Annotated in this window: 22 protein-coding genes; all 22 read right to left on the bottom strand. The window is 59.3% G+C overall.

Translation table 11 applies throughout. The features are described from left to right. Positions 1–18: 18 nt before the first annotated feature. A complete protein-coding gene (locus JOE33_RS22520) occupies positions 19–2,286 on the bottom strand; it encodes a chemotaxis protein CheA (protein ID WP_010427670.1) in 2,268 nt (755 codons plus the stop codon). Positions 2,287–2,319: 33 nt separating this feature from the next. Beyond that, positions 2,320–3,105 carry a protein phosphatase CheZ gene (locus tag JOE33_RS22515; RefSeq protein WP_010427669.1) on the bottom strand — a complete coding sequence of 262 codons (786 nt, stop codon included), beginning with the start codon at positions 3,103–3,105 and terminating at the stop codon, positions 2,320–2,322. A gap of 19 nt (positions 3,106–3,124) precedes the next feature. Further along, on the bottom strand, positions 3,125–3,499 hold the full coding sequence (locus tag JOE33_RS22510; RefSeq protein ID WP_161420660.1) for a chemotaxis response regulator CheY: 375 nt from the start codon (positions 3,497–3,499) through the stop codon (positions 3,125–3,127). A 256-nt stretch (positions 3,500–3,755) separates the two neighbouring features. Beyond that, positions 3,756–4,496 (bottom strand): RNA polymerase sigma factor FliA, encoded by a 741-nt coding sequence (fliA, locus tag JOE33_RS22505; RefSeq protein ID WP_002554271.1) that lies wholly within the window; start codon positions 4,494–4,496, stop codon positions 3,756–3,758. Beyond that, a complete protein-coding gene (fleN, locus tag JOE33_RS22500) occupies positions 4,493–5,326 on the bottom strand; it encodes a flagellar synthesis regulator FleN (protein ID WP_003412391.1) in 834 nt (277 codons plus the stop codon). The genes fliA and fleN overlap by 4 nt, the downstream gene beginning before the upstream one ends. A gap of 115 nt (positions 5,327–5,441) precedes the next feature. Next, on the bottom strand, positions 5,442–6,770 hold the full coding sequence (flhF, locus tag JOE33_RS22495) for a flagellar biosynthesis protein FlhF (RefSeq protein ID WP_010427662.1): 1,329 nt from the start codon (positions 6,768–6,770) through the stop codon (positions 5,442–5,444). A gap of 11 nt (positions 6,771–6,781) precedes the next feature. Further along, positions 6,782–8,911, bottom strand: coding sequence for a flagellar biosynthesis protein FlhA (gene flhA / locus JOE33_RS22490; protein WP_010427660.1), 2,130 nt, complete (start codon positions 8,909–8,911; stop codon positions 6,782–6,784). Between the two features lie 333 nt (positions 8,912–9,244). Next, a complete protein-coding gene (flhB, locus tag JOE33_RS22485; RefSeq protein ID WP_010427657.1) occupies positions 9,245–10,381 on the bottom strand; it encodes a flagellar biosynthesis protein FlhB in 1,137 nt (378 codons plus the stop codon). Beyond that, the gene (gene fliR / locus JOE33_RS22480; protein ID WP_032611901.1) at positions 10,382–11,167 is read right to left on the bottom strand and encodes a flagellar biosynthetic protein FliR; all 786 of its coding nucleotides are present in this window, start codon (positions 11,165–11,167) and stop codon (positions 10,382–10,384) included. Between the two features lie 6 nt (positions 11,168–11,173). Next, entirely contained in the window at positions 11,174–11,443 is a 270-nt protein-coding gene (locus JOE33_RS22475; protein ID WP_010427652.1) for a flagellar biosynthetic protein FliQ, read from the bottom strand. A gap of 25 nt (positions 11,444–11,468) precedes the next feature. Then, positions 11,469–12,221 carry a flagellar type III secretion system pore protein FliP gene (gene fliP / locus JOE33_RS22470; RefSeq protein WP_010427651.1) on the bottom strand — a complete coding sequence of 251 codons (753 nt, stop codon included), beginning with the start codon at positions 12,219–12,221 and terminating at the stop codon, positions 11,469–11,471. Beyond that, positions 12,221–12,661, bottom strand: coding sequence for a flagellar biosynthetic protein FliO (gene fliO / locus JOE33_RS22465; protein ID WP_187625831.1), 441 nt, complete (start codon positions 12,659–12,661; stop codon positions 12,221–12,223). Before fliO ends, fliP begins: the two co-directional genes overlap by 1 nt. Continuing rightward, positions 12,662–13,120 carry a flagellar motor switch protein FliN gene (fliN, locus tag JOE33_RS22460; RefSeq protein ID WP_010427647.1) on the bottom strand — a complete coding sequence of 153 codons (459 nt, stop codon included), beginning with the start codon at positions 13,118–13,120 and terminating at the stop codon, positions 12,662–12,664. It lies immediately after the preceding gene. A gap of 61 nt (positions 13,121–13,181) precedes the next feature. Next, on the bottom strand, positions 13,182–14,150 hold the full coding sequence (gene fliM, locus JOE33_RS22455) for a flagellar motor switch protein FliM (RefSeq protein WP_010427645.1): 969 nt from the start codon (positions 14,148–14,150) through the stop codon (positions 13,182–13,184). Between the two features lie 9 nt (positions 14,151–14,159). Then, positions 14,160–14,672, bottom strand: a complete 513-nt coding sequence (gene fliL / locus JOE33_RS22450; RefSeq protein WP_003343996.1) for a flagellar basal body-associated protein FliL — start codon at positions 14,670–14,672, stop codon at positions 14,160–14,162. A 545-nt stretch (positions 14,673–15,217) separates the two neighbouring features. Next, positions 15,218–16,615 (bottom strand): flagellar hook-length control protein FliK, encoded by a 1,398-nt coding sequence (locus tag JOE33_RS22445; RefSeq protein WP_209924137.1) that lies wholly within the window; start codon positions 16,613–16,615, stop codon positions 15,218–15,220. A 111-nt stretch (positions 16,616–16,726) separates the two neighbouring features. Continuing rightward, positions 16,727–17,083, bottom strand: coding sequence for an Hpt domain-containing protein (locus tag JOE33_RS22440; RefSeq protein WP_187625833.1), 357 nt, complete (start codon positions 17,081–17,083; stop codon positions 16,727–16,729). Between the two features lie 34 nt (positions 17,084–17,117). After that, a complete protein-coding gene (locus tag JOE33_RS22435; protein WP_054994008.1) occupies positions 17,118–18,824 on the bottom strand; it encodes a fused response regulator/phosphatase in 1,707 nt (568 codons plus the stop codon). After that, positions 18,784–19,131, bottom strand: coding sequence for an STAS domain-containing protein (locus JOE33_RS22430; protein WP_010427997.1), 348 nt, complete (start codon positions 19,129–19,131; stop codon positions 18,784–18,786). The genes JOE33_RS22435 and JOE33_RS22430 overlap by 41 nt, the downstream gene beginning before the upstream one ends. Before the next feature lie 84 nt (positions 19,132–19,215). Then, positions 19,216–19,665, bottom strand: coding sequence for a flagellar export protein FliJ (gene fliJ, locus JOE33_RS22425; protein WP_010427998.1), 450 nt, complete (start codon positions 19,663–19,665; stop codon positions 19,216–19,218). A gap of 6 nt (positions 19,666–19,671) precedes the next feature. After that, on the bottom strand, positions 19,672–21,030 hold the full coding sequence (gene fliI / locus JOE33_RS22420; protein ID WP_010428000.1) for a flagellar protein export ATPase FliI: 1,359 nt from the start codon (positions 21,028–21,030) through the stop codon (positions 19,672–19,674). Beyond that, a complete protein-coding gene (fliH, locus tag JOE33_RS22415; RefSeq protein ID WP_096140563.1) occupies positions 21,020–21,838 on the bottom strand; it encodes a flagellar assembly protein FliH in 819 nt (272 codons plus the stop codon). Before fliH ends, fliI begins: the two co-directional genes overlap by 11 nt. Between the last annotated feature and the right edge of the window lie 2 nt (positions 21,839–21,840).

The following is a 21,840-nucleotide window of genomic DNA, read 5'->3' as shown; positions in this document are numbered from 1 at the left end:
CTGCCCGCAACCCCGGGTTCAGATACGCCGTGCGGCGTAACGCTTGAGCATGCTGGGTACATCGAGAATCAAGGCGATGCGACCGTCACCGGTGATGGTGGCGCCCGACATGCCCGGCGTACCTTGCAGCATCTTGCCCAGCGGTTTGATGACCACTTCTTCCTGACCGACCAGTTGATCGACGACAAAGCCGATGCGCTGGGTGCCGACCGTGAGGATCACCACGTGCCCTTCGCGCTGCTCCTCGTGAGCCGCCGAACTGACCAGCCAGCGCTTGAGGTAGAACAGCGGCAAGGCCTTGTCACGTACGATCACCACTTCCTGGCCATCAACCACGTTGGTAGTCGACAGGTTCAGGTGGAAGATTTCGTTGACGTTGACCAGCGGGAAAGCGAAGGCTTGATTGCCCAGCATCACCATCAGGGTCGGCATGATCGCCAGGGTCAACGGCACCTTGATGACGATCTTCGAACCCTGGCCCTTGGTCGAGTAGATGTTGATCGAGCCGTTGAGCTGGGAGATCTTGGTCTTGACCACGTCCATGCCCACACCGCGACCCGACACATCGGAAATCTCGGTCTTGGTCGAGAAGCCCGGCGCGAAGATCAGGTTGTAGCAATCGGTGTCACTCAACCGATCGGCTGCATCCTTGTCCATGACGCCGCGTTTCACAGCAATGGAGCGCAGTACATTAGGGTCCATGCCCTTGCCGTCATCGGAAATCGACAGCAGGATATGATCGCCTTCCTGCTCTGCCGAGAGGATCACCCGACCGCCGCGGGACTTGCCCGTGGCTTCGCGCTCTTCCGGCGTTTCGATACCGTGGTCGACCGCGTTACGCACCAAGTGGACCAGCGGATCGGCAAGCGCCTCTACAAGGTTCTTGTCGAGATCGGTTTCTTCACCGACCAGCTCCAGGTTGATCTCTTTCTTGAGCTGGCGAGCCAGGTCACGAACCAGACGCGGGAAGCGACCGAAGACTTTCTTGATCGGCTGCATGCGGGTTTTCATCACCGCAGTCTGCAGATCGGCAGTCACCACATCCAGGTTGGAAACGGCCTTGGACATGGCTTCATCGCCGCTGTTGAGACCCAACCGCACCAGGCGGTTACGTACCAGCACCAGCTCGCCGACCATGTTCATGATCTCGTCCAATCGGGCGGTATCGACACGAACCGTGGTTTCGGCTTCTGTCGCCACCGGCTTTTCACCGCTGGGTACAGGAGCGCGCGCCGGGGCTGGAGCCGCAGCGGGTTTGGCCGGTTCGGCTTTCGCAGCAGGCGCCGGAGCAGGCTTGGCAACAGGTGGTGCCGGTGCAGCCGCTGCGGCCGCCGGAGCAGGCGCCTTGGCAACAATCGCCTCAGGCTCGAACTTGCCCTTGCCGTGCAACTCGTCGAGCAGGTTTTCGAATTCGTGATCGGTGATTTCGTCCGATGCAGCAGCACCAGGTGCCTTGGCAGCAACGGCTACAGCTGCAGCAGCGACAGGCGCAGCTACTGCGGCATCAAACGAGCCTTTGCCGTGCAGTTGATCGAGCAACGCTTCGAATTCGTCGTCAGTGATCTCGTCACCGGCAGGCTCTGCACTGCCCTGCGCTACAGGTGCGGGGGCCGGAGCGGTTGCAGCGTCGGCCGCAAACTTGCCCTTGCCATGCAACTGATCAAGCAGGGATTCAAATTCCTGGTCGGTGATTTCATCACCGGCCGGCGCGGCCGCTGGTGCCGACGCTGGTGCTGGCGCGGCAGACACCGGACTTGAGCCGTGCAGCGAGTCGAGCAGTTGCTCGAACTCATCATCGGTAATCTCGTCGCCGGCCGCTGGCACTGCAACCGCAGCAGCCTGGACTTCAACCACCGGCTCGGGCTCTGGCTCGGGAGCCGCGACCTCGTCGGCGGATTGTGGCTCGGCCAGACGCGCCAGCGCGGCCAGCAGTTCTGGCGTCGCCGGAGTCACGTCAGTCCGTTCACGTACTTGACCGAACATGCTGTTGACGGTGTCCAGTGCTTCAAGGACCACGTCCATCAGTTCGGAATCAACGCGACGCTCACCCTTGCGCAGGATGTCGAACACGTTTTCGGCGATGTGGCAGCACTCCACCAGCTCATGGAGCTGGAGGAAGCCGGCGCCCCCTTTTACAGTGTGAAAACCGCGAAAAATTGCATTGAGCAGATCAGCATCATCCGGTCGGCTTTCCAGCTCGACCAATTGCTCTGACAACTGCTCCAGAATTTCGCCGGCCTCTACCAGAAAATCCTGAAGGATTTCTTCATCGGCGCCGAAGCTCATGGGGTGCTCCCTAAAATTAACCGTCAACAGACCTTAGAAGCCGAGGCTCGATAGCAGATCGTCTACATCATCCTGTCCGGATACGACGTCTTCACGTTTATCGGCATGAATCTGCGGACCTTCACCCTGAGCGAGATGTTTTTTAGGATCTTTTTCAGCGAGGATGGATTCTTCGTCATGTTCGATGCCTGCGAAGCGATCGACATGGCTGGCCATGAGCACCAGTTTGAGCAGATTGCTCTCGACCTCGGTGACCAGTTGTGTCACGCGCTTGATGACCTGACCGGTAAGGTCCTGGTAATCCTGGGCGAGCAGAATGTCGTTGAGATGTGCGGAAACCTGATGGGTCTCCTTTTCGGTACGCGTCAAAAAACCATCGACCCGCTTGGCCAGCTCGCGGAACTCTTCGGCACCGATTTCGCGGCGCATGAAACGTCCCCAGTCGTCGCTCAACGCCTTGGCGTCGGAACTCAGGCCGTTCATGACCGGCGTGCTTTCCTCCACCAGGTCCATGGTGCGGTTGGCCGCATTCTCGGTCAGCCTCACCACATACGACAGGCGTTCGGTAGCATCCGTGATCTGCGACACCTCCTCGGCCTGAGGCATGTGCGGATCAATGTGAAAGTTCACGATTGCACTGTGCAGCTCACGAGTCAGCTTGCCCACTTCCTGATAAAGGCCGCGGTCGCGTGTCTGGTTGAGTTCGTGGATCAGTTGCACAGCGTCGCCGAAACGACCTTTTTCAAGGCTGGTGACAAGTTCCTGCGCGTGTCTCTTTAAGGTCGACTCAAAGTCGGCCATCGAATCATTGTTATCCATAGCGCCCTCGCGGCTTGCATCAGCTATTGACGCGTTCAAAGATCTTGTCGATCTTGTCTTTCAGGGCTTGGGCGGTGAATGGCTTGACTACATAACCGTTCACCCCGGCCTGGGCAGCTTCAATGATCTGCTCACGCTTGGCTTCGGCAGTGACCATCAGCACGGGAAGGCTCTTGAGGCGTTCGTCCTTGCGGACTTCGCGCAGCAGATCGATACCGGACATGCCAGGCATGTTCCAGTCCGTCACCAGAAAGTCAAAGGCACCGCTCTGCAGCATCGGCAATGCGGTCAGACCATCATCCGCTTCCGATGTGTTGGTAAACCCCAGATCACGCAAAAGGTTCTTGATGATCCGCCGCATCGTTGAGAAGTCATCAACGATGAGGATTTTCATGTTCTTGTCCAATTCGACCTCCAAGCAGTCTTTAACGCGTTCAGCACCTGAACACGCTGTTCACTCAATACTGGCACAGCACACCCCCGGCTGTACGAAACGACGACGGGCTTGGCACAACAACAGGCAAGGACCTGAGAAACAAGCCCATCAAGGCAATGCCTGACAGGCTTCCGACGGGTCCATCCTGTTACCACGTAACGCTCTGCACAGCCGGCTTGCAGTCAACGCGCGGCCATAGACCGCACGTTGCCTGTCAACGCGCTCGCCACTCCCCCAAACGCCCTCGCAAACGAGCTGCGCACTGGCTGTGTAACTGACTGACCCGAGATTCGCTGACCCCAAGAACCTCTCCGATTTCCTTGAGGTTCAGCTCTTCGTCGTAGTACAGCGCCAACACCAGACGCTCGCGCTCTGGCAGATTGGCAATTGCATCGGCCAACGCAGCCTGGAAGCGCTCGTCTTCCAGGTCGCGCGACGGCTCAAGCGAACCGCTTGCGCCATCCTCGTGCAGCCCTTCATGATCGCCGTCCTGCAGCAGGTCGTCGAAACTGAAGAGGCGGCTGCCCAAGGTGTCATTCAAAATCCCGTAGTAATCATCGAGACTCAACTGGAGTTCGGCCGCAACCTCGTGATCTTTAGCGTCACGGCCGGTTTTAGCTTCAATTGCCCGAATTGCGTCACTGACCATGCGCGTATTGCGGTGTACCGAGCGTGGCGCCCAGTCACCCTTGCGCACTTCATCGAGCATCGCACCACGGATGCGAATACCGGCATAGGTCTCGAAACTCGCGCCCTTGGTGGAATCATACTTGGTGGAGACTTCAAGCAGGCCGATCATACCGGCCTGGATCAGATCCTCGACCTGTACGCTGGCCGGCAGGCGCGCCAGCAGATGATAAGCGATACGCTTGACCAAAGGCGCATAGCGCTCGATCAACTCGTATTGCGAATTACGGGACGCCTTGCTGTACATCTGGTAGCCGCTCGCAGTCATTGCACAGGCCCTGCACTGGTCTGGTGAACGAGTCGCTCAACGAAGAACTCGAGATGACCCCGCGGGTTGGCTGGCAACGGCCAGGTATCAACCTTCTGGGCAATGGCCTTGAAGGCCAGTGCACATTTGGAACGCGGGAATGCTTCGTAAACGGCGCGCTGTTTCTGTACCGCCTTGCGTACGCATTCGTCGTACGGCACGGCACCTACATACTGAAGCGCAACATCGAGAAAACGATCCGTCACTTTGGTCAGCTTGGCGAACAGGTTGCGCCCTTCCTGCGGGCTCTGTGCCATGTTGGCCAGCACCCGGAAGCGGTTCATGCCGTAGTCGCGATTGAGCAGTTTGATCAGGGCGTAGGCATCGGTGATCGACGTGGGCTCGTCGCACACTACCAGCAGCACTTCCTGAGCGGCGCGCACGAAGCTGACCACCGACTCGCCGATACCGGCGGCCGTATCGATCACCAGCACATCGAGGTTGTCGCCAATCTCGCTGAACGCCTGGATCAGGCCGGCATGCTGGGCGGGCGAAAGATGCACCATGCTCTGGGTGCCGGAAGCAGCGGGTACGATTCGAACCCCGCCCGGCCCCTGCAGCAGCACGTCGCGCAACTCACAACGCCCCTCGATGACATCGGCAAGTGTGCGTTTGGGCGTCAGCCCAAGCAGCACGTCGACATTGGCCAGACCCAGATCGGCGTCCAGCAGCATGACGCGACGGCCAAGCTCGGCGAGGGCCAGTGAAAGGTTCACTGACACGTTAGTCTTACCGACGCCACCTTTGCCACCGGTCACAGCGATAACCTGTACGGGATGCATGCTGCCCATGTTATTTCTTTACCTTGTCTTGCGTAGACCGAAACCACATCGAGGGCTGCACATGCGCAAATGAACACTGCATGGCAGACCGTTGACGCAGGGACATTCCAATAATATCCATCACTTAACCCACTCTCTTGCCAGGGGTGTGATAGAGGTCAGCAAACATATCAGCCATTGCTTCTTCGCTAGGCTCGTCCTGCATCTGCACACTCACAGCGCGGCTTACCAACTGATGACGACGCGGAGTATGCAGGTCATCAGGAATGCGTGGTCCGTCCGTGAGGTAGGCCACAGGTAGTTCGTGACTGATCGCCAGGCTCAGGACTTCACCAAGGCTGGCAGTTTCATCAAGCTTGGTCAGAATGCATCCGGCCAGGCCACAACGCTTGTAACTGTGATACGCGGCCGTCAGCACCTGCTTCTGGCTGGTGGTTGCCAGTACCAGATAGTTGCGCGACTTGATGCCGCGACCGGCGAGGCTTTCCAGCTGCATGCGCAGCGCAGGATCACTGGCCTGCAGCCCGGCGGTATCAATCAGCACCACGCGCTTGCGCAGCAGCGGTTCCAGCGCCTGAACCAGAGACTGGCCGGGATCGACATGGGTGACCGGAACGTTGAGGATGCGCCCAAGGGTCTTGAGCTGCTCCTGCGCGCCGATACGGAAACTGTCCATGCTGACCAGTGCGATATTCTGCGGACCGTACTTCAACACGTAACGTGCTGCCAGTTTGGCCAGGGTGGTGGTCTTGCCCATGCCGGCAGGACCGACCATCGCAATCACACCGCCCTCTTCCAGCGGCTCGACTTCCGGTACGGCGATCATGCGTGCCAGGTGCGCCAGCAGCATGCGCCAGGCCTGACGAGGCTCGTCAATCTCCGGAATCATCGACAACAAGTCGCGTGACAGCGGGCCGGACAGGCCGACACGCTGCAGACGACGCCACAGGTTGGCCTGCTGCGGACGAGTGCCCTGCAACTGGTTCCACGCCAGCGAGCCGAGCTGGACTTCCAGCAGCTCACGCAGGCCATTCAATTCGGAGCGCATCGAGTCATAGGCGCGCTGGCCAACGGCAGGCTCGGCGGCCTGCGGCGGTGCGTAAGCAAATGGACGCGGCGGCTCTTCGAGTGTCGGTTCGATGTGCGTATCGGCAGGGTTGACCGGCTTGCCGGAAAACAGCTGCAGGTTGATCGATGCGTCGCTGTCGCTGCGATTGTTCAATTCGGCCTGGGCGGAGACGATGCGCGACTGGGTCTTGCGCAGCTCGTCTTCCAGTTCCATGTTCGGCACACGCGGTGCCAGGGCGGACAGCTTGTAATCCAGAGCAGCAGTCAGCTCTACGCCACCAGCAATGCGCCGGTTACCGATGATGGCCGCTTCCGCGCCCAGCTCATCACGAACCAGCTTCATGGCTTGACGCATATCGGCGGCGAAAAATCGCTTAACTTGCATGACTCACTACCTCAGCCGTTCGGCCCGACAGTCGCTACGATGGTTACTTGCTTGTTGTCCGGAATTTCCTGATACGCCAGAACATGCATGTTCGGTACAGCCAATCGTCCAAATCGTGACAGCATGGCCCGGACAGGCCCTGCTACCAGAAGAATTACCGGCATCCCTTGCATCTCCTGACGCTGGGCGGCCTCAATCAACGAACGCTGGAGCTTCTCAGCCATGCTTGGCTCAAGAAGAACGCCTTCTTCCTGACCCTGACCAGCCTTCTGCAAACTATTGAGCAATATCTGTTCCAACCTTGGCTCCAGAGTGATAACAGGCAGCTCCGGCTCAACGCCTACAATGCTTTGGACGATTGCGCGGCTCAGACCCACTCGCACTGCGGCCACCAAAGCGGCGGTATCTTGACTCTTCCCGACGTTGTTGGCGATAGCCTCTGCAATGCTGCGAATATCCCGCACAGGTACGTGCTCAGCCAGCAGCGCCTGCAGCACGTTGAGCAGAGAGGACAGCGACAGCACGCCAGGCACCAGCTCTTCAGCCAGCTTGGGCGAGCTTTTGGCCAGCAATTGCATCAATTGCTGGACTTCCTCATGACCAATCAGCTCATGCGAATGCTTGTAGAGAATCTGGTTCAAGTGGGTTGCCACTACGGTACTGGCATCGACCACGGTGTAACCCAGCGACTGCGCCTGACTGCGCTGGCTGATTTCGATCCACACGGCTTCCAGACCAAACGCCGGGTCTCTGGCGGTGATGCCGTTCAGGGTACCGAAGACCTGACCGGGGTTGATCGCCAGTTCGCGATCCGGGTAGATCTCGGCCTCGGCCAGAATCACGCCCATCAGCGTCAGGCGGTAGGCGCTGGGTGCCAGATCGAGGTTGTCGCGAATGTGCACAGTGGGCATCAGGAAGCCGAGTTCTTGCGAGAGCTTCTTGCGCACACCCTTGATACGCGCCAGCAACTGACCACCCTGATTGCGATCCACCAGCGGAATCAGGCGATAACCCACTTCCAGGCCGATGATATCGATGGGCGTCACGTCATCCCAACCCAACTCCTTGGAGTCCTGAGCGCGGGTCGGCGAAGGCAGCAGGTCCTGTTGACGCTGCACTTCGGCCAGCGCCTGGACTTTCACCTGGTTTTCTTTCTTCCAGAGAAGATACGCGCCGCCTGCAGCCACCAGGCCGAGGCTGATGAAGGAGAAGTGCGGCATGCCCGGCACCAGTCCCATCACGATCATGATCGCGGCCGAAACCGCCAGTGCCTTCGGCGAGGCGAACATCTGACGATTGATCAGTTTGCCCATCTCTTCCGAACCGGAAGCACGGGTCACCATGATCGCTGCGGCGGTGGACAACAGCAGTGATGGCAATTGCGCCACCAAACCGTCACCAATGGTCAGCAGGGTGTAAACGCGGCCTGCATCGGCGAAGGTCATGTTGTGTTGCAGGATACCGACCAGCATGCCGCCAATCAGGTTGATGAACAGAATCAGCAGACCGGCAATCGCATCGCCGCGCACGAATTTACTGGCACCGTCCATGGAACCGTAGAACTCGGCTTCCTGGGCGACTTCGGCACGGCGGCGCTTGGCTTCCGGCTGATCGATGAGGCCGGCGTTGAGGTCGGCGTCGATCGCCATCTGTTTGCCGGGCATTGCGTCGAGGGTGAAGCGCGCGCTCACCTCGGAAATACGGCCGGCACCCTTGGTGATTACCACGAAGTTGATGATCATCAGAATCGCGAACACCACGATACCGACGACGTAGTTACCACCGATCACCACTTCACCGAAGGCCTGAATCACTTTGCCTGCAGCGGCGTGGCCGTCCTGACCGTGAAGCATGACCACCCGAGTGGAAGCGACGTTAAGCGCCAGACGCAGCAACGTGGCTACCAGGAGAATGGTCGGAAATACCGAGAAGTCCAGCGGCCGCAGGGCGTACACGCACACCAGCAGCACGACGATGGACAGTGCGATGTTGAACGTGAAGAACACGTCCAGCAGGAACGGTGGCATAGGCAACATCATCATTGCCATCATGACCAGCAACAACAACGGAACGCCCAACTGACCACGGCCGAGGCCGGTGATATTGCTGCGTGCGCTACTGAGTAATTGAGAGCGATCCACTGATTCGTTACCTGCGCACTAGATCAAAACATTGACGCCGATGGCGACCTGTAACGACCCTGTTGCAAAAAGCTGTCCAACTTTTACAAAGCCAGTGGCGGCAAGGCTTTAGAGACGGAGGTAACGTAAAACCGGTGTGCTGAGCACAGTCAGAAATCTGCTCGTTTACCTGAGCAAAAGCGGACGCGGAGCGTCCGGAACGGCGTGCCCACGCGGAGCATGGGCACGATAGGTGTCTTCATGAACACCTGGTTCCTCACGCTCCAGCGTGGGAATGCCGTGGATGACGCTCTGCGTCACAAATCTGCGCCGCACCACACGCCCAGGTGCGGGCTACGCATCGCGCTGCAGGTCGGGAGGGATCTTGATGTCGCCCAGAGGGTCGGGGCGCTTGCCCTGACCGGCGCGGAACTGGCGGATCTGGTAGACGTAGGCCAGCACCTGGGCAACTGCCAGATACAGGCCGGCGGGGATTTCCTGATCAAGCTCGGTGCTGTAGTAGATAGAGCGCGCCAGTGCTGCGGACTCCAGAATCAGGATTTCGTTATGCGCGCCGATTTCGCGAATTTTCAGCGCGACCAGATCAGTGCCCTTGGCCAGCAGCATCGGCGCCCCGCCCTGCTCGGGATCGTATTTGAGGGCAACGGCGAAGTGGGTCGGGTTGGTGATGATCACGTCGGCCTCGGGAACCGAGGCCATCATGCGCCGCTGGGACATTTCACGCTGCAACTGGCGAATGCGCTGCTTGATCTCCGGGCTGCCCTCGCTGTTCTTGTGCTCGTCGCGCACTTCCTGCTTGGTCATCAGCAGCTTCTTGTGCGCTTCATACAACACGAACGGCACATCCGCCGCCGCGATGAATATCAGGCCACACGCCATCCAGAAGCTGCTCCAGCCCACCACCATCAGGCTGTGGATCATGGCCTGCTCGAGCGGCTCGTGAGCAATCGCGACCAGGTCCTTGCGCTCATTGTTCAGAACCACCAGCGCCACTGCCAGAATGATCAGGAATTTTCCGAAGGACTTGAGCAACTCAACCAGCGCATGCGGCGAGAACATGCGCTTGAGCCCTGCCGCCGGGTTCATGCGGCTGAACTTGGGCATCAACGATTTGGTTGCGAACAGCCAGCCGCCGAGCATGATCGGCCCCACCAGTGCGGCAACCAGCATGGCGATCAGGAACGGCAGGACCACTATCAGCGCGTGCATACCGGAACTGAGCAGCGCCTTGCCCATATAGGACTGATCCATCAGGGTTTCACGGGATATCGTGAAATTGTCACGCATCAGCTCGGACATCATCAGGGCGATATCAGAGCCGAACATCAGTAACCCGCCCGCCCCCATCAGCATCACCACCAGCGTGGTCAGCTCCTTGGAGCGCGCGATCTGGCCGTCAGCCCGTGCGTCCTTGACCTTTTTTTCCGTGGGGTCTTCTGTCTTGTCCTGGCCATTCTCGTTTTCTGCCATTCAACGAGCCCTCACCATGTCGCGCAACGCCTGCAATCCCTGCGTAGCGATCGGTTGATACTGATTGAGAATGTCGCCCATGGTCATCCATAGAATGACCATGCCCAACACCAGCGTAAGCGGGAAGCCGATGGAGAAGATGTTGAGTTGCGGTGCGGCGCGAGTCATGACGCCAAAGGCGATGTTGATGATCAGCAGCGCGGTGATCGCAGGCAATACCAGTCGCAGACCGGAGCTCAGCACCCAGCCCAGCCCGTTGGCCAGCTCCCAGAAATTGTTCACCAGCAAACCACTGCCAACCGGCATCGTGGTAAAGCTCTCGACGAGAATTTCCAGCACCACCAGATGACCATTCATGGCCAGAAACAACAGGGTGACCAGCATCGTGAAGAACTGACCGATGGTGGCGGAGGAAACGCCGTTGGTAGGGTCGACCATCGACGCAAAGCCCATCCCCATCTGCGTCGAGATAATCTGCCCCGCGACGACAAAGATATGGAAAAACAGCTGCAGCGAAAGGCCCATCCCGGCGCCGATGATGATCTGCTCACCGATCAGCAACAGCGCGCTCAGGTCGAGCGCCTGCACGGGCGGCATGGCGGGAAGCGCAGGCGCGACCACCACCGTGATCGCCACGGCGAGGTACATGCGCACGCGACGCGGGACCAGCGTGGTGCCGATGATCGGCATGGTCATCAGCAACGCGATGATGCGAAACAGCGGCAGCATGAAGCTGGCTACCCAGGTACTGATCTGGGTATCGGTCAGCGCAAGCATCGGCTGCATGCGGCGCTAGCCGATCAGGGTCGGAATACTGGTGTACAACGACAGCATGTATTCCATGAATATTTTCAACAGCCACGGGCCGATGGCGATAAGGGTGATGAGCATCACCAGCAGCCGCGGCAGGAAGCTCAGGGTCTGTTCGTTGATCTGTGTGGCCGCCTGAAACATCGCCACCAGCAGACCGCACAACAGGCTCGGCACTACAAGAATCGCGACCAGCACAGTGGTCAGCCACAGCGCCTCGCGGAACAGATCGACGGCTACTTCCGGCGTCATCGGGCAGACTCCTCAGTAAAACGGCTCATACACCACCAAAACTGCCAGCCAGGGTGCCGACAATCAGCGCCCAGCCGTCCACCAGCACAAACAGCATGATCTTGAACGGCAGAGAAATGATCAGCGGCGACAGCATCATCATACCCATCGCCATCAGCACACTGGCCACCACCAGATCGATGATCAGGAACGGAATGAAGATCATGAAGCCGATCTGAAACGCCGTCTTGAGCTCCGAGATCACGAATGCCGGAACCAGAATGGTCAACGGTGCGGCATCCGGGGTCGGGATATCAGTGCGCTTGGACAGACGCATGAACAGCTCAAGATCGCTGGTGCGAGTCTGCGCCAGCATGAAGTCCTTGATCGGCACCTGCGCCTTGGCCACCGCATCCTGCGCCGAAAGCTTCTCGGCCAGGTAAGGCTGCAGAGCATCCTGATTCACCCGGTCGAATACCGGCGCCATGATGAACATGGTCAGAAACAGCGCCATGCCGGTAAGAATCTGGTTCGACGGCGTCTGCTGCAGGCCGAGGGCCTGACGCAGAATCGAAAAGACGATGATGATGCGCGTGAAGCTGGTCATCAACATGACGAACGCCGGAATGAAGCTCAGCGCGGTCATGATCAGCAGAATCTGCAGGCTGACCGAATACTCCTGCTGGCCATCGGTACCGTTGGACAGCGTGATCGCCGGAATCGACAGCGGATCGGCCGCCAGCGCAGCAGGCGTCACCATGACCAGCAACAGCAGTATCAGGAAACGCAAGGCGCCCATTACTTCTTGTCCTTATCCTTGCCCATCAGCTCCATCAGGCGCTGAGCGAATTCAGGGGTAGCCTGCTCGCGCACCGGCACCTGTACGGGCTCCTTGAGCACATGCAGAGGCGTGATTCGCCCGGGCGTAATGCCCAGCAGCACCTGTTCATTACCGATCTGTACCAGCACCAGCCGATCACGCGGCCCCAGCGCACGCGAACTCACCAGCTCGATCAACTGATTACTGTTCGGCCCGACGCGCTGCACCCGGCGCATCAGCCAGGCGAGCACGAAAATCAGGCCAATCACCAGGATCAGACCGAACAATAGCTGCACCACCTGCCCGCCCATACCGCCTGAGACCGTGTTGGCCACTTGCGCAGGCGCCGCCTGGGCGGCGGGTTCGGCGGCCCAGGCCAGCGATGGCAAAGTCAGCAGAACACTCAGCCAGCGCCTCACTTAGCGCAGCTTCTTGATGCGTTCGCTCGGGCTGATCACGTCGGTCAGACGGATCCCGAACTTTTCGTTGACCACTACCACTTCGCCATGCGCGATCAACGTGCCGTTGACCAGCACATCCAGCGGTTCGCCCGCCAGACGATCCAGCTCGATCACCGAGCCCTGGTTGAGCTGCAACAGGTTGCGAATGTTGATATCGGTGCTGCCCACTTCCATGGAGATCGACACCGGAATGTCGAGAATCACATCCAGGTTGGGACCATCCAGAGAAACCGGCCCGCTGCTTTTCGGCACGCTGCCAAACTCTTCCATGGCCATCCGGCTACCCGAGTTCCCGGCGTCCGCAGCCAGCAACGCATCAATATCAGCCTGACTGTCGCCAGCTTCGCCCAATGCAGCAGCCCATTCATCGGCCAATGCCTGGTCTTCAGCAGACGTCATATCGTTTTCATCAGCCATCGGTTGTCCTCTGCACGCTGTATTTCAGTTACGCAACAATTTCCGACGCAGACCAGAAAGGTCAGCGTCGCGCTATGGGTTCGATTACTTGCAGGGCCATCTTGCCCTTGTGCGAGCCAAGCTTGACCTTGAACGAAGGTACGCCATTGGCACGCAAGACCAGCGAGTCGCTCAGCTCCACCGGGATCACATCACCAGGACGCATGTGCAGGATGTCCCGCAACGGCAACTGGCGCTGGGCGATGGTCGTGGTGAGCGGCACGTTGACATCCAGCACGTCTTCCTTGAGCGCGTTGACCCAGCGCTCGTCCTGATCGTCCAGATCGGACTGGAAACCGGCATCAAGCATTTCGCGAATCGGCTCGATCATCGAGTACGGCATGGTCACGTGCAGATCGCCGCCACCGCCATCGAGCTCGATGTGGAAGGTGGAAATCACGACAGCCTCGCTCGGCCCGACGATGTTGGCCATGGCCGGGTTCACTTCTGAGTTGATGTACTCGAAATTGACTTCCATGATCGCCTGCCAGGCCTCCTTGAGGTCGACAAACGCCTGATCCAGCACCATGCGCACGACACGCAGTTCGGTCGGCGTGAACTCACGGCCTTCGATCTTGGCGTGACGACCGTCACCGCCGAAAAAGTTATCCACCAGCTTGAACACCAGCTTGGCGTCGAGGATGAACAGCGCGGTGCCACGCAGCGGCTTGATCTTGGCCAGATTCAGGCTGGTCGGCACGTACAGGGAATGCACGTACTCACCGAACTTCATGACCTGAACACCGCCCACCGCCACGTCCGCAGAACGGCGCAGCAGATTGAACATGCTGATACGCGTGTAGCGGGCGAATCGCTCGTTGATCATTTCCAGCGTCGGCATACGTCCGCGGACGATCCGGTCCTGGCTGGTCAGGTCATAACTTTTGACACTGCCAGGTTCGCTGTTGTTGTCAGTCTGGACCATCCCATCGTCGACGCCATGCAGCAGCGCATCGATCTCATCCTGGGAGAGCAGGTCTTGCACGGCCATGTGAGAGTCCTACTGCAATACGAAGTTAGTGAAGAGCAGCTGTTCGATCACAGTCTTGCCAAGTTCTTTCTGTGCGACTTCCTGAATGCTGGCAGTCGCTTTCTGACGCAGCATTTCCTGGCCGATCGGCGAAGCCAGCGATTCGAAAGGAATGGCTGCAAACAGCATGACCAGATTGTTGCGGATCAATGGCATGTGTACCTTCAGTGCTTCCATGTCGGCTGCGTTACGCCCCAGCATGGTGATACTCACCTGCATGTAGCGTTGGCGACCATTGGCGTTGAAGTTGACTACGAAGGCCGGGGTCATCGGTTCGAACACCGCCACTGGCTTGACGTTCGCTGCCGCAGCGGCCGCCGCTGGATCTACCTTGCTTTCACTCTTGTGCATGAGGAACCAGGTCGCGCCCACCGACAAGCCTACCGCCAGCAGCAACGCCACGACGGCGATGATAATGAGCTTGAGTTTGCCTTTACCTTTGCCTGTGGTCGCGGGGTCTTTAACTTCTTCGCTCTGCGCCATGCCAATAATCCGTCACTATTCAAGAGGTTCTTCAATACGTGACAGAGGCAGAGCAAGTGTTATGCCAGATTTGTACGAGACGGGGATGTATTGGACACAACTGGTTACGCGCCTGGGCGCAGAGGCATGGTGATTATTGTACAGGCGTTGAAGACGCGGTCCGGTAGCTGATGGCTATCATTCCTCACGCTCCGCGTGGGAATGCAGTTCGTGACGCTTCGCGTCACACAGCGGTTCTGTGATGTCAGGTGGATTGGGGTTCGGCTCAGGTAACCTTTTCGCCCCTCGGCGAGTCACTTTGATGCGACCAAAGCGACCAAAGCCCCTGGCTCCGTTTCCGGCCCGACTCAGTCAGGCTCCTTCGCCCCGTCACTTACGTCGCAATCTGCGTCGCCTGCACCACCGCGGTCGAAAAGCACTGCGTTAGCAGCGACTGCGTGTAAGGCATAACATTGTTTCGCATCGACGATTTGTGATGCAGAGCATCAGGAACTCCATGCCTGCGCGGAGCGTTGGCACGAGAATCAGATCAGGACAGGCTTGCCTCACGCGTAATAATCGATCTCACTGCTGCCGATCACACGTGCCGCTGGCTGGCTGACCGGAATGGCCGCATCGACGCCTGCGATTTCATCGGAGGAATCGCTGGAGCTCATGCCACCGCCACGACCGCTGCGCTGGGCGCGACTGGCCTGCTCCTGAGCCTGTTGCTGGGCCTGCTGTTGCGACTGATCGGAGACATTGACGTCGACGTTGCCAAGCCCCTGCTGCACGAACGACTCACGCAACTTCGACATCTGGCTTTCCAGTGCGTCGCGCACGCCCATATGTGCGCTCATGAATGTCACCTGGGTTTGCTGCTCAGGCGCCATGTTGATACGGATATCCAGACGACCGAGTTCGGCAGGTTCCAGCTTGATATCGGCGGTCTTGAGATTCTGGCTCGACAGGTACATGACGCGGTCGACGATGCCTTCGGTCCAGCCACTTTGATGCATGGCCAATGGCTGGTTCATCAAGGGCGCGGCAGGTGCGGCCGCTGCGCGTGCAGGTTGCGCGGCCTGACTGAGCGCAGCGAGGCGATCGGCAAAGTTGTCGACGCGAGTGTCACCGGCGGCACCTTTGACATCCTTCAGCCCTTCACCGATCAAACCGCTGAATGACTTGTCGCTGCTTTCAGTGCTGCTGCCTTCGGACGGAAGCTGCTCGCTCAAGACCGACAGGTTATTGACGATATTCTGAGTGGGGTCAGCTTCGGCATTGCTCGGCGTCGCCTTGTTGGCAGCCTGGGCATTCTGCGCAGCCAGTTGAGTCTTGGCAGTGGCGTTTTCCAGCGCCAACTGCACGGCATCCAGACCGTCAAGCGGATCGGCGTCGGGATTGAACGCTTCTTCGGCCACAACTGACGGTGCGGCCTTAGTGGTAGTGACCGCCGAGACCGCTGGCGCAGTGATGACTTGCACACTTGGCGCCTTGGCTACAGGCGCTCCGGGAGCCTGTGCGACCATCGCCTGCAATGCCGGATCAAGGACCGGATCGACGATCGCCTGACCCTCAGCCAGCGCCGGATCGGCAGAAGCCTGTGCATCATCCTGCTTCGCATCAGAGTGGGCCGCGTCATCCGCAGCAGCCGACTTGGCTGGCAAATCATTGCCGCTATCGGCAACGCTCGACTTGTCGGCGGCATTTGCCTGATCGCTTGCAGACTTGTCCTTGCCGGCGGCAACCTTGTCCTTGTCAGGCGCGGCCTTGTCGCGAGCTGACTTCACTGGTGCGTCATCGCGCGCAGGGGCAGTGTCTTTCGCCTGCTTTGCATAGACGTTGGAAAAGCTGGAGGCCCCGTCCTTGCTGCTGTCAGCAGACTTGACCGCATTGTTGGCCACACCGGACCTGGCGGTCACAGTAGTTGTGGCCTGAAGAAGCGCATTGGTAGCAAGGGGCATTTCGGTCTCCGCATGAGCTGCTGGTTATCGCCTTACTTAAATAGTTAGCAATATGCGGGCCAATCTTTTAATGAGTTCCCATAGAGGGAATAGAGAGGGGGTTCTCAAGACTCAGCTGACGAACAGCTGCAGCTCGGACTTGAACAGCCCGCGAATCGTCATGTATTCGCTGTCGATCGTGCCGATCAGTTCTGCAAGACCTGCGAACTGCTGCTGCCGGGCCTGCTCTTCAAGCTGACGACACAACTCTGAAAGCTGCAAGGCGCCCATGTTGCTGCTGCTGCCCTTGAAACTGTGAGCGGTAAGGCTCAACTCCTGAAAATCAGGATGGCAGGCCCCGACAGCCAGACGCAGCTGCGCGATACGCTGCTCGGAATCCTTGAGAAAAACATCCAGCAAGGTCGGATATTCGTCCTCCATGACCTCCTGCAAAGCATTCAATACGCTGTAATCCAGATGAATCGACACTTGTTCACTCCTTGATCAAGACTCCAGGCGGGGATTATGCCACTCCCTCCCAGGAAAATTCCACGCAGGCGGTCCTGCCGTCCCTGGACCACCTGGCCTTGCGGCTCAATTCACAGACCAGATTCAGTCCGCGCCCATACAGTTCGTTACTGGCAGGCGTCTGCATCCGGGCCTTTTCCACATCAAACCCCTGGCCGCTGTCCTCGACGCCGAGGGTCAGCCGACCGCCCTCCGCGACCGTTTCAACCTGCAGGGTCACCCGGATGAAGCCAGAATGCAGGCTGTCGAGACGCTCTGCCCGCTGCTGATAATAAAGCCCGAAACCTGCGGCATCGTGCTTGAGTGTCGAATCCAACCCTAATACACCATGCTCCAGCGCATTGCTGTACAGCTCGCCGAGCACCATATGCAGCGCAGCGCCCTGATTACGGAGACCATGAACCTCCAGCAGCAATTGCAGTACATAAGGCAGCGGGTTGAAACGTTTGAGGGTCGAGGCACGAAACTCGAAGCTGGCCGACCAGTCCAGCGGGCTGGATGCGCCGCTGTCCGAATACATCATGGCAGGCAGGCTCTCCAGCGGCGCCTCGACAGCGCTGACTTCCAGCAGGCTGACATCGTCACGCGCCTTGCCGCCAAATTCGTTGAGTGCCTCGAGGATCTCTTCGATCAGTAACTGCGGCTCGCGATTGGCAGACAGAACCTGTCGCAGACGCTGCGCACCGAACAGCTCGTCCTGGCTGTTGCTGGTGTCGAGCACGCCGTCGGACAACAGAAATATGCGATCACCCGGTGCCAACGGATACACGTCGGTGCGCGCATCGAAGGCATCGACGCTCAATACGCCCAACGGTAGATGATTCGAGGTCAGCGGCACATGTTCGCCCTGCGCGCCGCGCAACAGGTAGCCGTCCGGCAAGCCACCACTCCAGACCTCGACCTGCCGCTGCGGCAGATTGATACACAGCAGCGTGGCACAGCAAAACATGTCGACCGGAAGGATGCGTTTGAGCTTGGCGTTCATTTCACGGAGGATTTCAACCAGGCCATAGCCCTTGGCTGTCATGCCGTAGAACACTTCTGCAAGCGGCATCGCGCCGACGGCAGCCGGCAAGCCATGTCCGGTGAAATCCCCGAGCAGCACCTGCATGTGCCCGGCGGGTGTGTAAGCGGCCAGCATCAGGTCGCCGTTGAACAGCGCGTAGGGGGACTGCAGGTAGCGGATATTGCTGGCCCCCAGGCAACCCGCATGGGCGATCTGATCGAACACCGCCTTGGCGACGCGCTGCTCATTGAGCAGGTACTCATGGTGCCTGGCGATCTGGTCACGCTGTTGGCGGACGGTTTCGTGCAATACCCGCAGACGGTTCATGGCATTGATCTTGGCGGCCAATACCAGCGGGTTGTAAGGCTTGGACATGAAATCGTCGCCACCGGCGTCCAGGCAGCGTGCAAGCGCTTCGCCTTCGGTGAGCGAGGTCAGGAAGATGATCGGCACCAGCGATTCGCCGGTCATCGCCTTGATCCTTCGCGCCGCCTCGAAGCCATCCATGACCGGCATCATGGCGTCCATCAGAATCAACTGCGGGCTTTCAGCCGTGAAAATGGCCACCGCTTCCACACCATTGCCCGCGCAGAGGACCCGGTGCCCCTGGCGCGCGACGATAGTTGAAAGCAGCAGCCGGTCGCTGGCGCTGTCATCAGCGATGAGAATGCACAGTTTTTTCGGGGCTGGCTGCACTGGGTATGCTCAATTCGAACAGCTTCGAGAAATTGGAAATGGCCAGAATCTTCAGCACATCAGGCGTGCAGTTGACCAGGCGCACCAGTGCCTTGTCACCTCCGGCGTGATCGCGCAGCAGCAACAGCATCCCCAGCGCAGAACTGTCCAGGTAATGAGTACCGCGCAGGTCGACCACGTAGCTCAGTGATTGCGGGTAGTCCTCATAGGCAGTGCGAAATGCCTGGTGGGAGTTGAAATCGAAGCGCCCTTCGATATAAAGGGTCAGTGTCTGGCCATCGGCAGAACGTTCGGAAGTGACAGTCATGGGAACCTCGAGGTGTTTCATCACCGAGACATTGATAGCGTAGACCAGCCAGAGAGATCACTGCGGGTCTGATTGAGTCAAACGTCAGAATTGTTCATGGCGAGGCAGGCGCTGCGACAATTCGTCGAGCAATTTCTGCTCGCGCTTGTCCTCCAGCCTGCGCGCCTCGTCCATGTACCGCTGCACCAGCTTGCGCAAGCCCTCTACCCGCGCGTAGCAATCCTGCCAGGCGCTGCGCGCCCGATCCAGGTTGGCCTTGTGCCATTCGAGACTTTTGTATTGCTGTGCAACCGCAACATCGAGCTGACTGAGAAAGCGTTGATAACCCAGCAGCCATTGCCCGGAAACCCCGGCGCTACCGCGCTCCAACCATTGCTGCTGATAATCCTGACGAAACTGGTCAAGCTCCTGCAGCTTGTTGTTGGCAAGGTTGACCTGCCCCTGGAAGTGCCCAAGACGCTGGGCGGCCGTTCGCTCGGCAGCTTCTGCCATCTCGACCACCGGCGCCAGACGCGCCGCTCGACTCTGGGCCATGGCTTATCAGCCGCCAGGAGCCGGTGCAAAGATCGACGCCAGCGCCTCGCTGCTACCTTGCATGCTTTCATTGTCACGCAGGCCCTGACGCTGGTAGCGCACCAGTACCGGATGCAGCGCAATGGCCATGTCCGTCTCGCGATCGCCGCCCGCTACATAGGCACCCACACTGATGAGATCGCGGGTCTGCTGATAGCGCGACCACAACTGTTTGAAATGCTGCGCACGCGCCATGTGCTCGGGGCTGACCACTGCGGGCATGACCCGGCTGATGGACGCTTCAATATCAATGGCCGGGTAATGCCCCTCTTCGGCCAGACGCCGGGACAGCACGATGTGACCGTCGAGTACACCACGCGCCGAGTCGGCAATCGGGTCCTGCTGGTCATCACCCTCAGACAGCACCGTGTAAAACGCGGTGATCGAACCACCGCCTGCCTCGGCATTGCCGGCGCGCTCCACCAGCTTGGGCAAACGGGCGAACACCGAAGGCGGATAGCCCTTGGTGGCTGGCGGCTCGCCAATGGCCAGCGCGATTTCACGCTGAGCCTGAGCAAAACGTGTCAGGGAGTCCATCAGCAACAGGACATTCTTGCCCTTGTCACGAAAGTATTCGGCGATTCGCGTGCAATACATCGCGGCACGCAAACGCATCAGTGGCGCATCATCGGCTGGCGACGCGACGACCACGGAACGCTTCAGGCCCTCCTCGCCGAGGATGTGCTCGATGAACTCCTTGACCTCACGGCCCCGCTCACCGATCAGGCCGACGACGATGATGTCCGCCTCGGTGAAGCGCGTCATCATGCCGAGCAGCACACTCTTACCCACACCAGTACCGGCAAACAGCCCGAGACGCTGACCGCGGCCCACCGTCAACAAACCGTTGATGCACCGAATGCCGACATCCAGCGGCTGACTGATGGGGTCACGCTTGAGCGGGTTGATGGTCGGGCCATCCATCGGCACCCAGTCCTCGGCCTTGATCGGCGAGCGACCATCCAGCGGGCGCCCGGCACCATCAAGCACCCGGCCCAGCATGCTCATGCCCATCGGCAGGCGACCGGTATCGGCCAGCGGCACGACGCGCGCGCCAGGTGCGATGCCGGCCACGCTGCCGACCGGCATCAGAAACACCTTGCCGCCCGAAAACCCCATTACTTCGGCTTCGACTTCCACCGGATGATGACTGTCGTCATTGATGACCACACACCGGCTGCCCATTGCCGCGCGCAGGCCCTCGGCCTCAAGCGTCAGACCCACCATGCGCAGCAGACGGCCTTCCACTACGGGCTGGGCTGGCAGGCTGATCGACTCGGCATAGGAACCGAGGCGCTTGCCAAAACTGGTGCGATCAAGGCGCATCGAGCGTGTCCGCGTCAGAATCGTCAGCGTCGGGCGCTTTACCTGGCGAGGCCTCCAGATCAACACTCAGATCGGCCGCCGCAGGATGGGTCAACTGTTCGTGCAACTGGTCGTGCATCTTGGAAATTGCCAGGGCGATGCGTGTCTCGACGCTGGCGTCGATACGGCTATGCTCGGTTTCGATCCGGCAACCGCCCGGCAGCAGGTCTTCGTCTTCGACGATTTTCCACGACTCTTCGTGACGTTCACGCATGGCCTTGACCAGCAGGAAGTCCTGAGGGTTTATGAAGATTCGCAGATTCTGCGCGCCCATCGGCAATAGCTTGAGTGCATCGCGCAGGACGCTGGCAATCTGCGCCGAGTCCGTGACCAGCTCGCGCTGAATCACCTTGCGCGCGATGTGCTCGACCAGGTGAATGACAGCCTTTTCGATCTGGGTGTCCTGCTCGGCAATGGGTTCCAGCAGGTGCCCCATCAGTTGCTCGAGGCTGGCGACCTTCGCGGCAAGCACGACTTCAGCCTCTTGTCGGACCTTGAGCTGGGTGCTGTGAAAGCCTTCTTTTTCGCCCGTGGCAAAGCCTTCGTTCCAGGCTTCCTGGCGGATGCTTTCCAGCTCTTCCAGGGTCAGTGGCTGGACTTCCTCCAGCGGCACTTCTTCCATCTCGGCCGGTTCGTCGACCAGCTCGGGCTCCGGTTCAGGTTCGGGCTCCACATGTGGATCGAAGCTGGGCAGCGACCAGATGTCGAGCAGCCCGGCGTCCTTGGCGCGAATGAGGTCGCTGGCCGATTCTTTATTGGAACTGGACATGA

The sequence above is a fragment of the Pseudomonas sp. PvP027 genome, assembly GCF_017833005.1.
Classification (GTDB): Bacteria; Pseudomonadota; Gammaproteobacteria; order Pseudomonadales; family Pseudomonadaceae; genus Aquipseudomonas; species Aquipseudomonas congelans.
The sequence above is the reverse complement of the archived record's forward strand: the minus strand, read 5'-3'. Positions and strand labels throughout refer to the sequence as shown.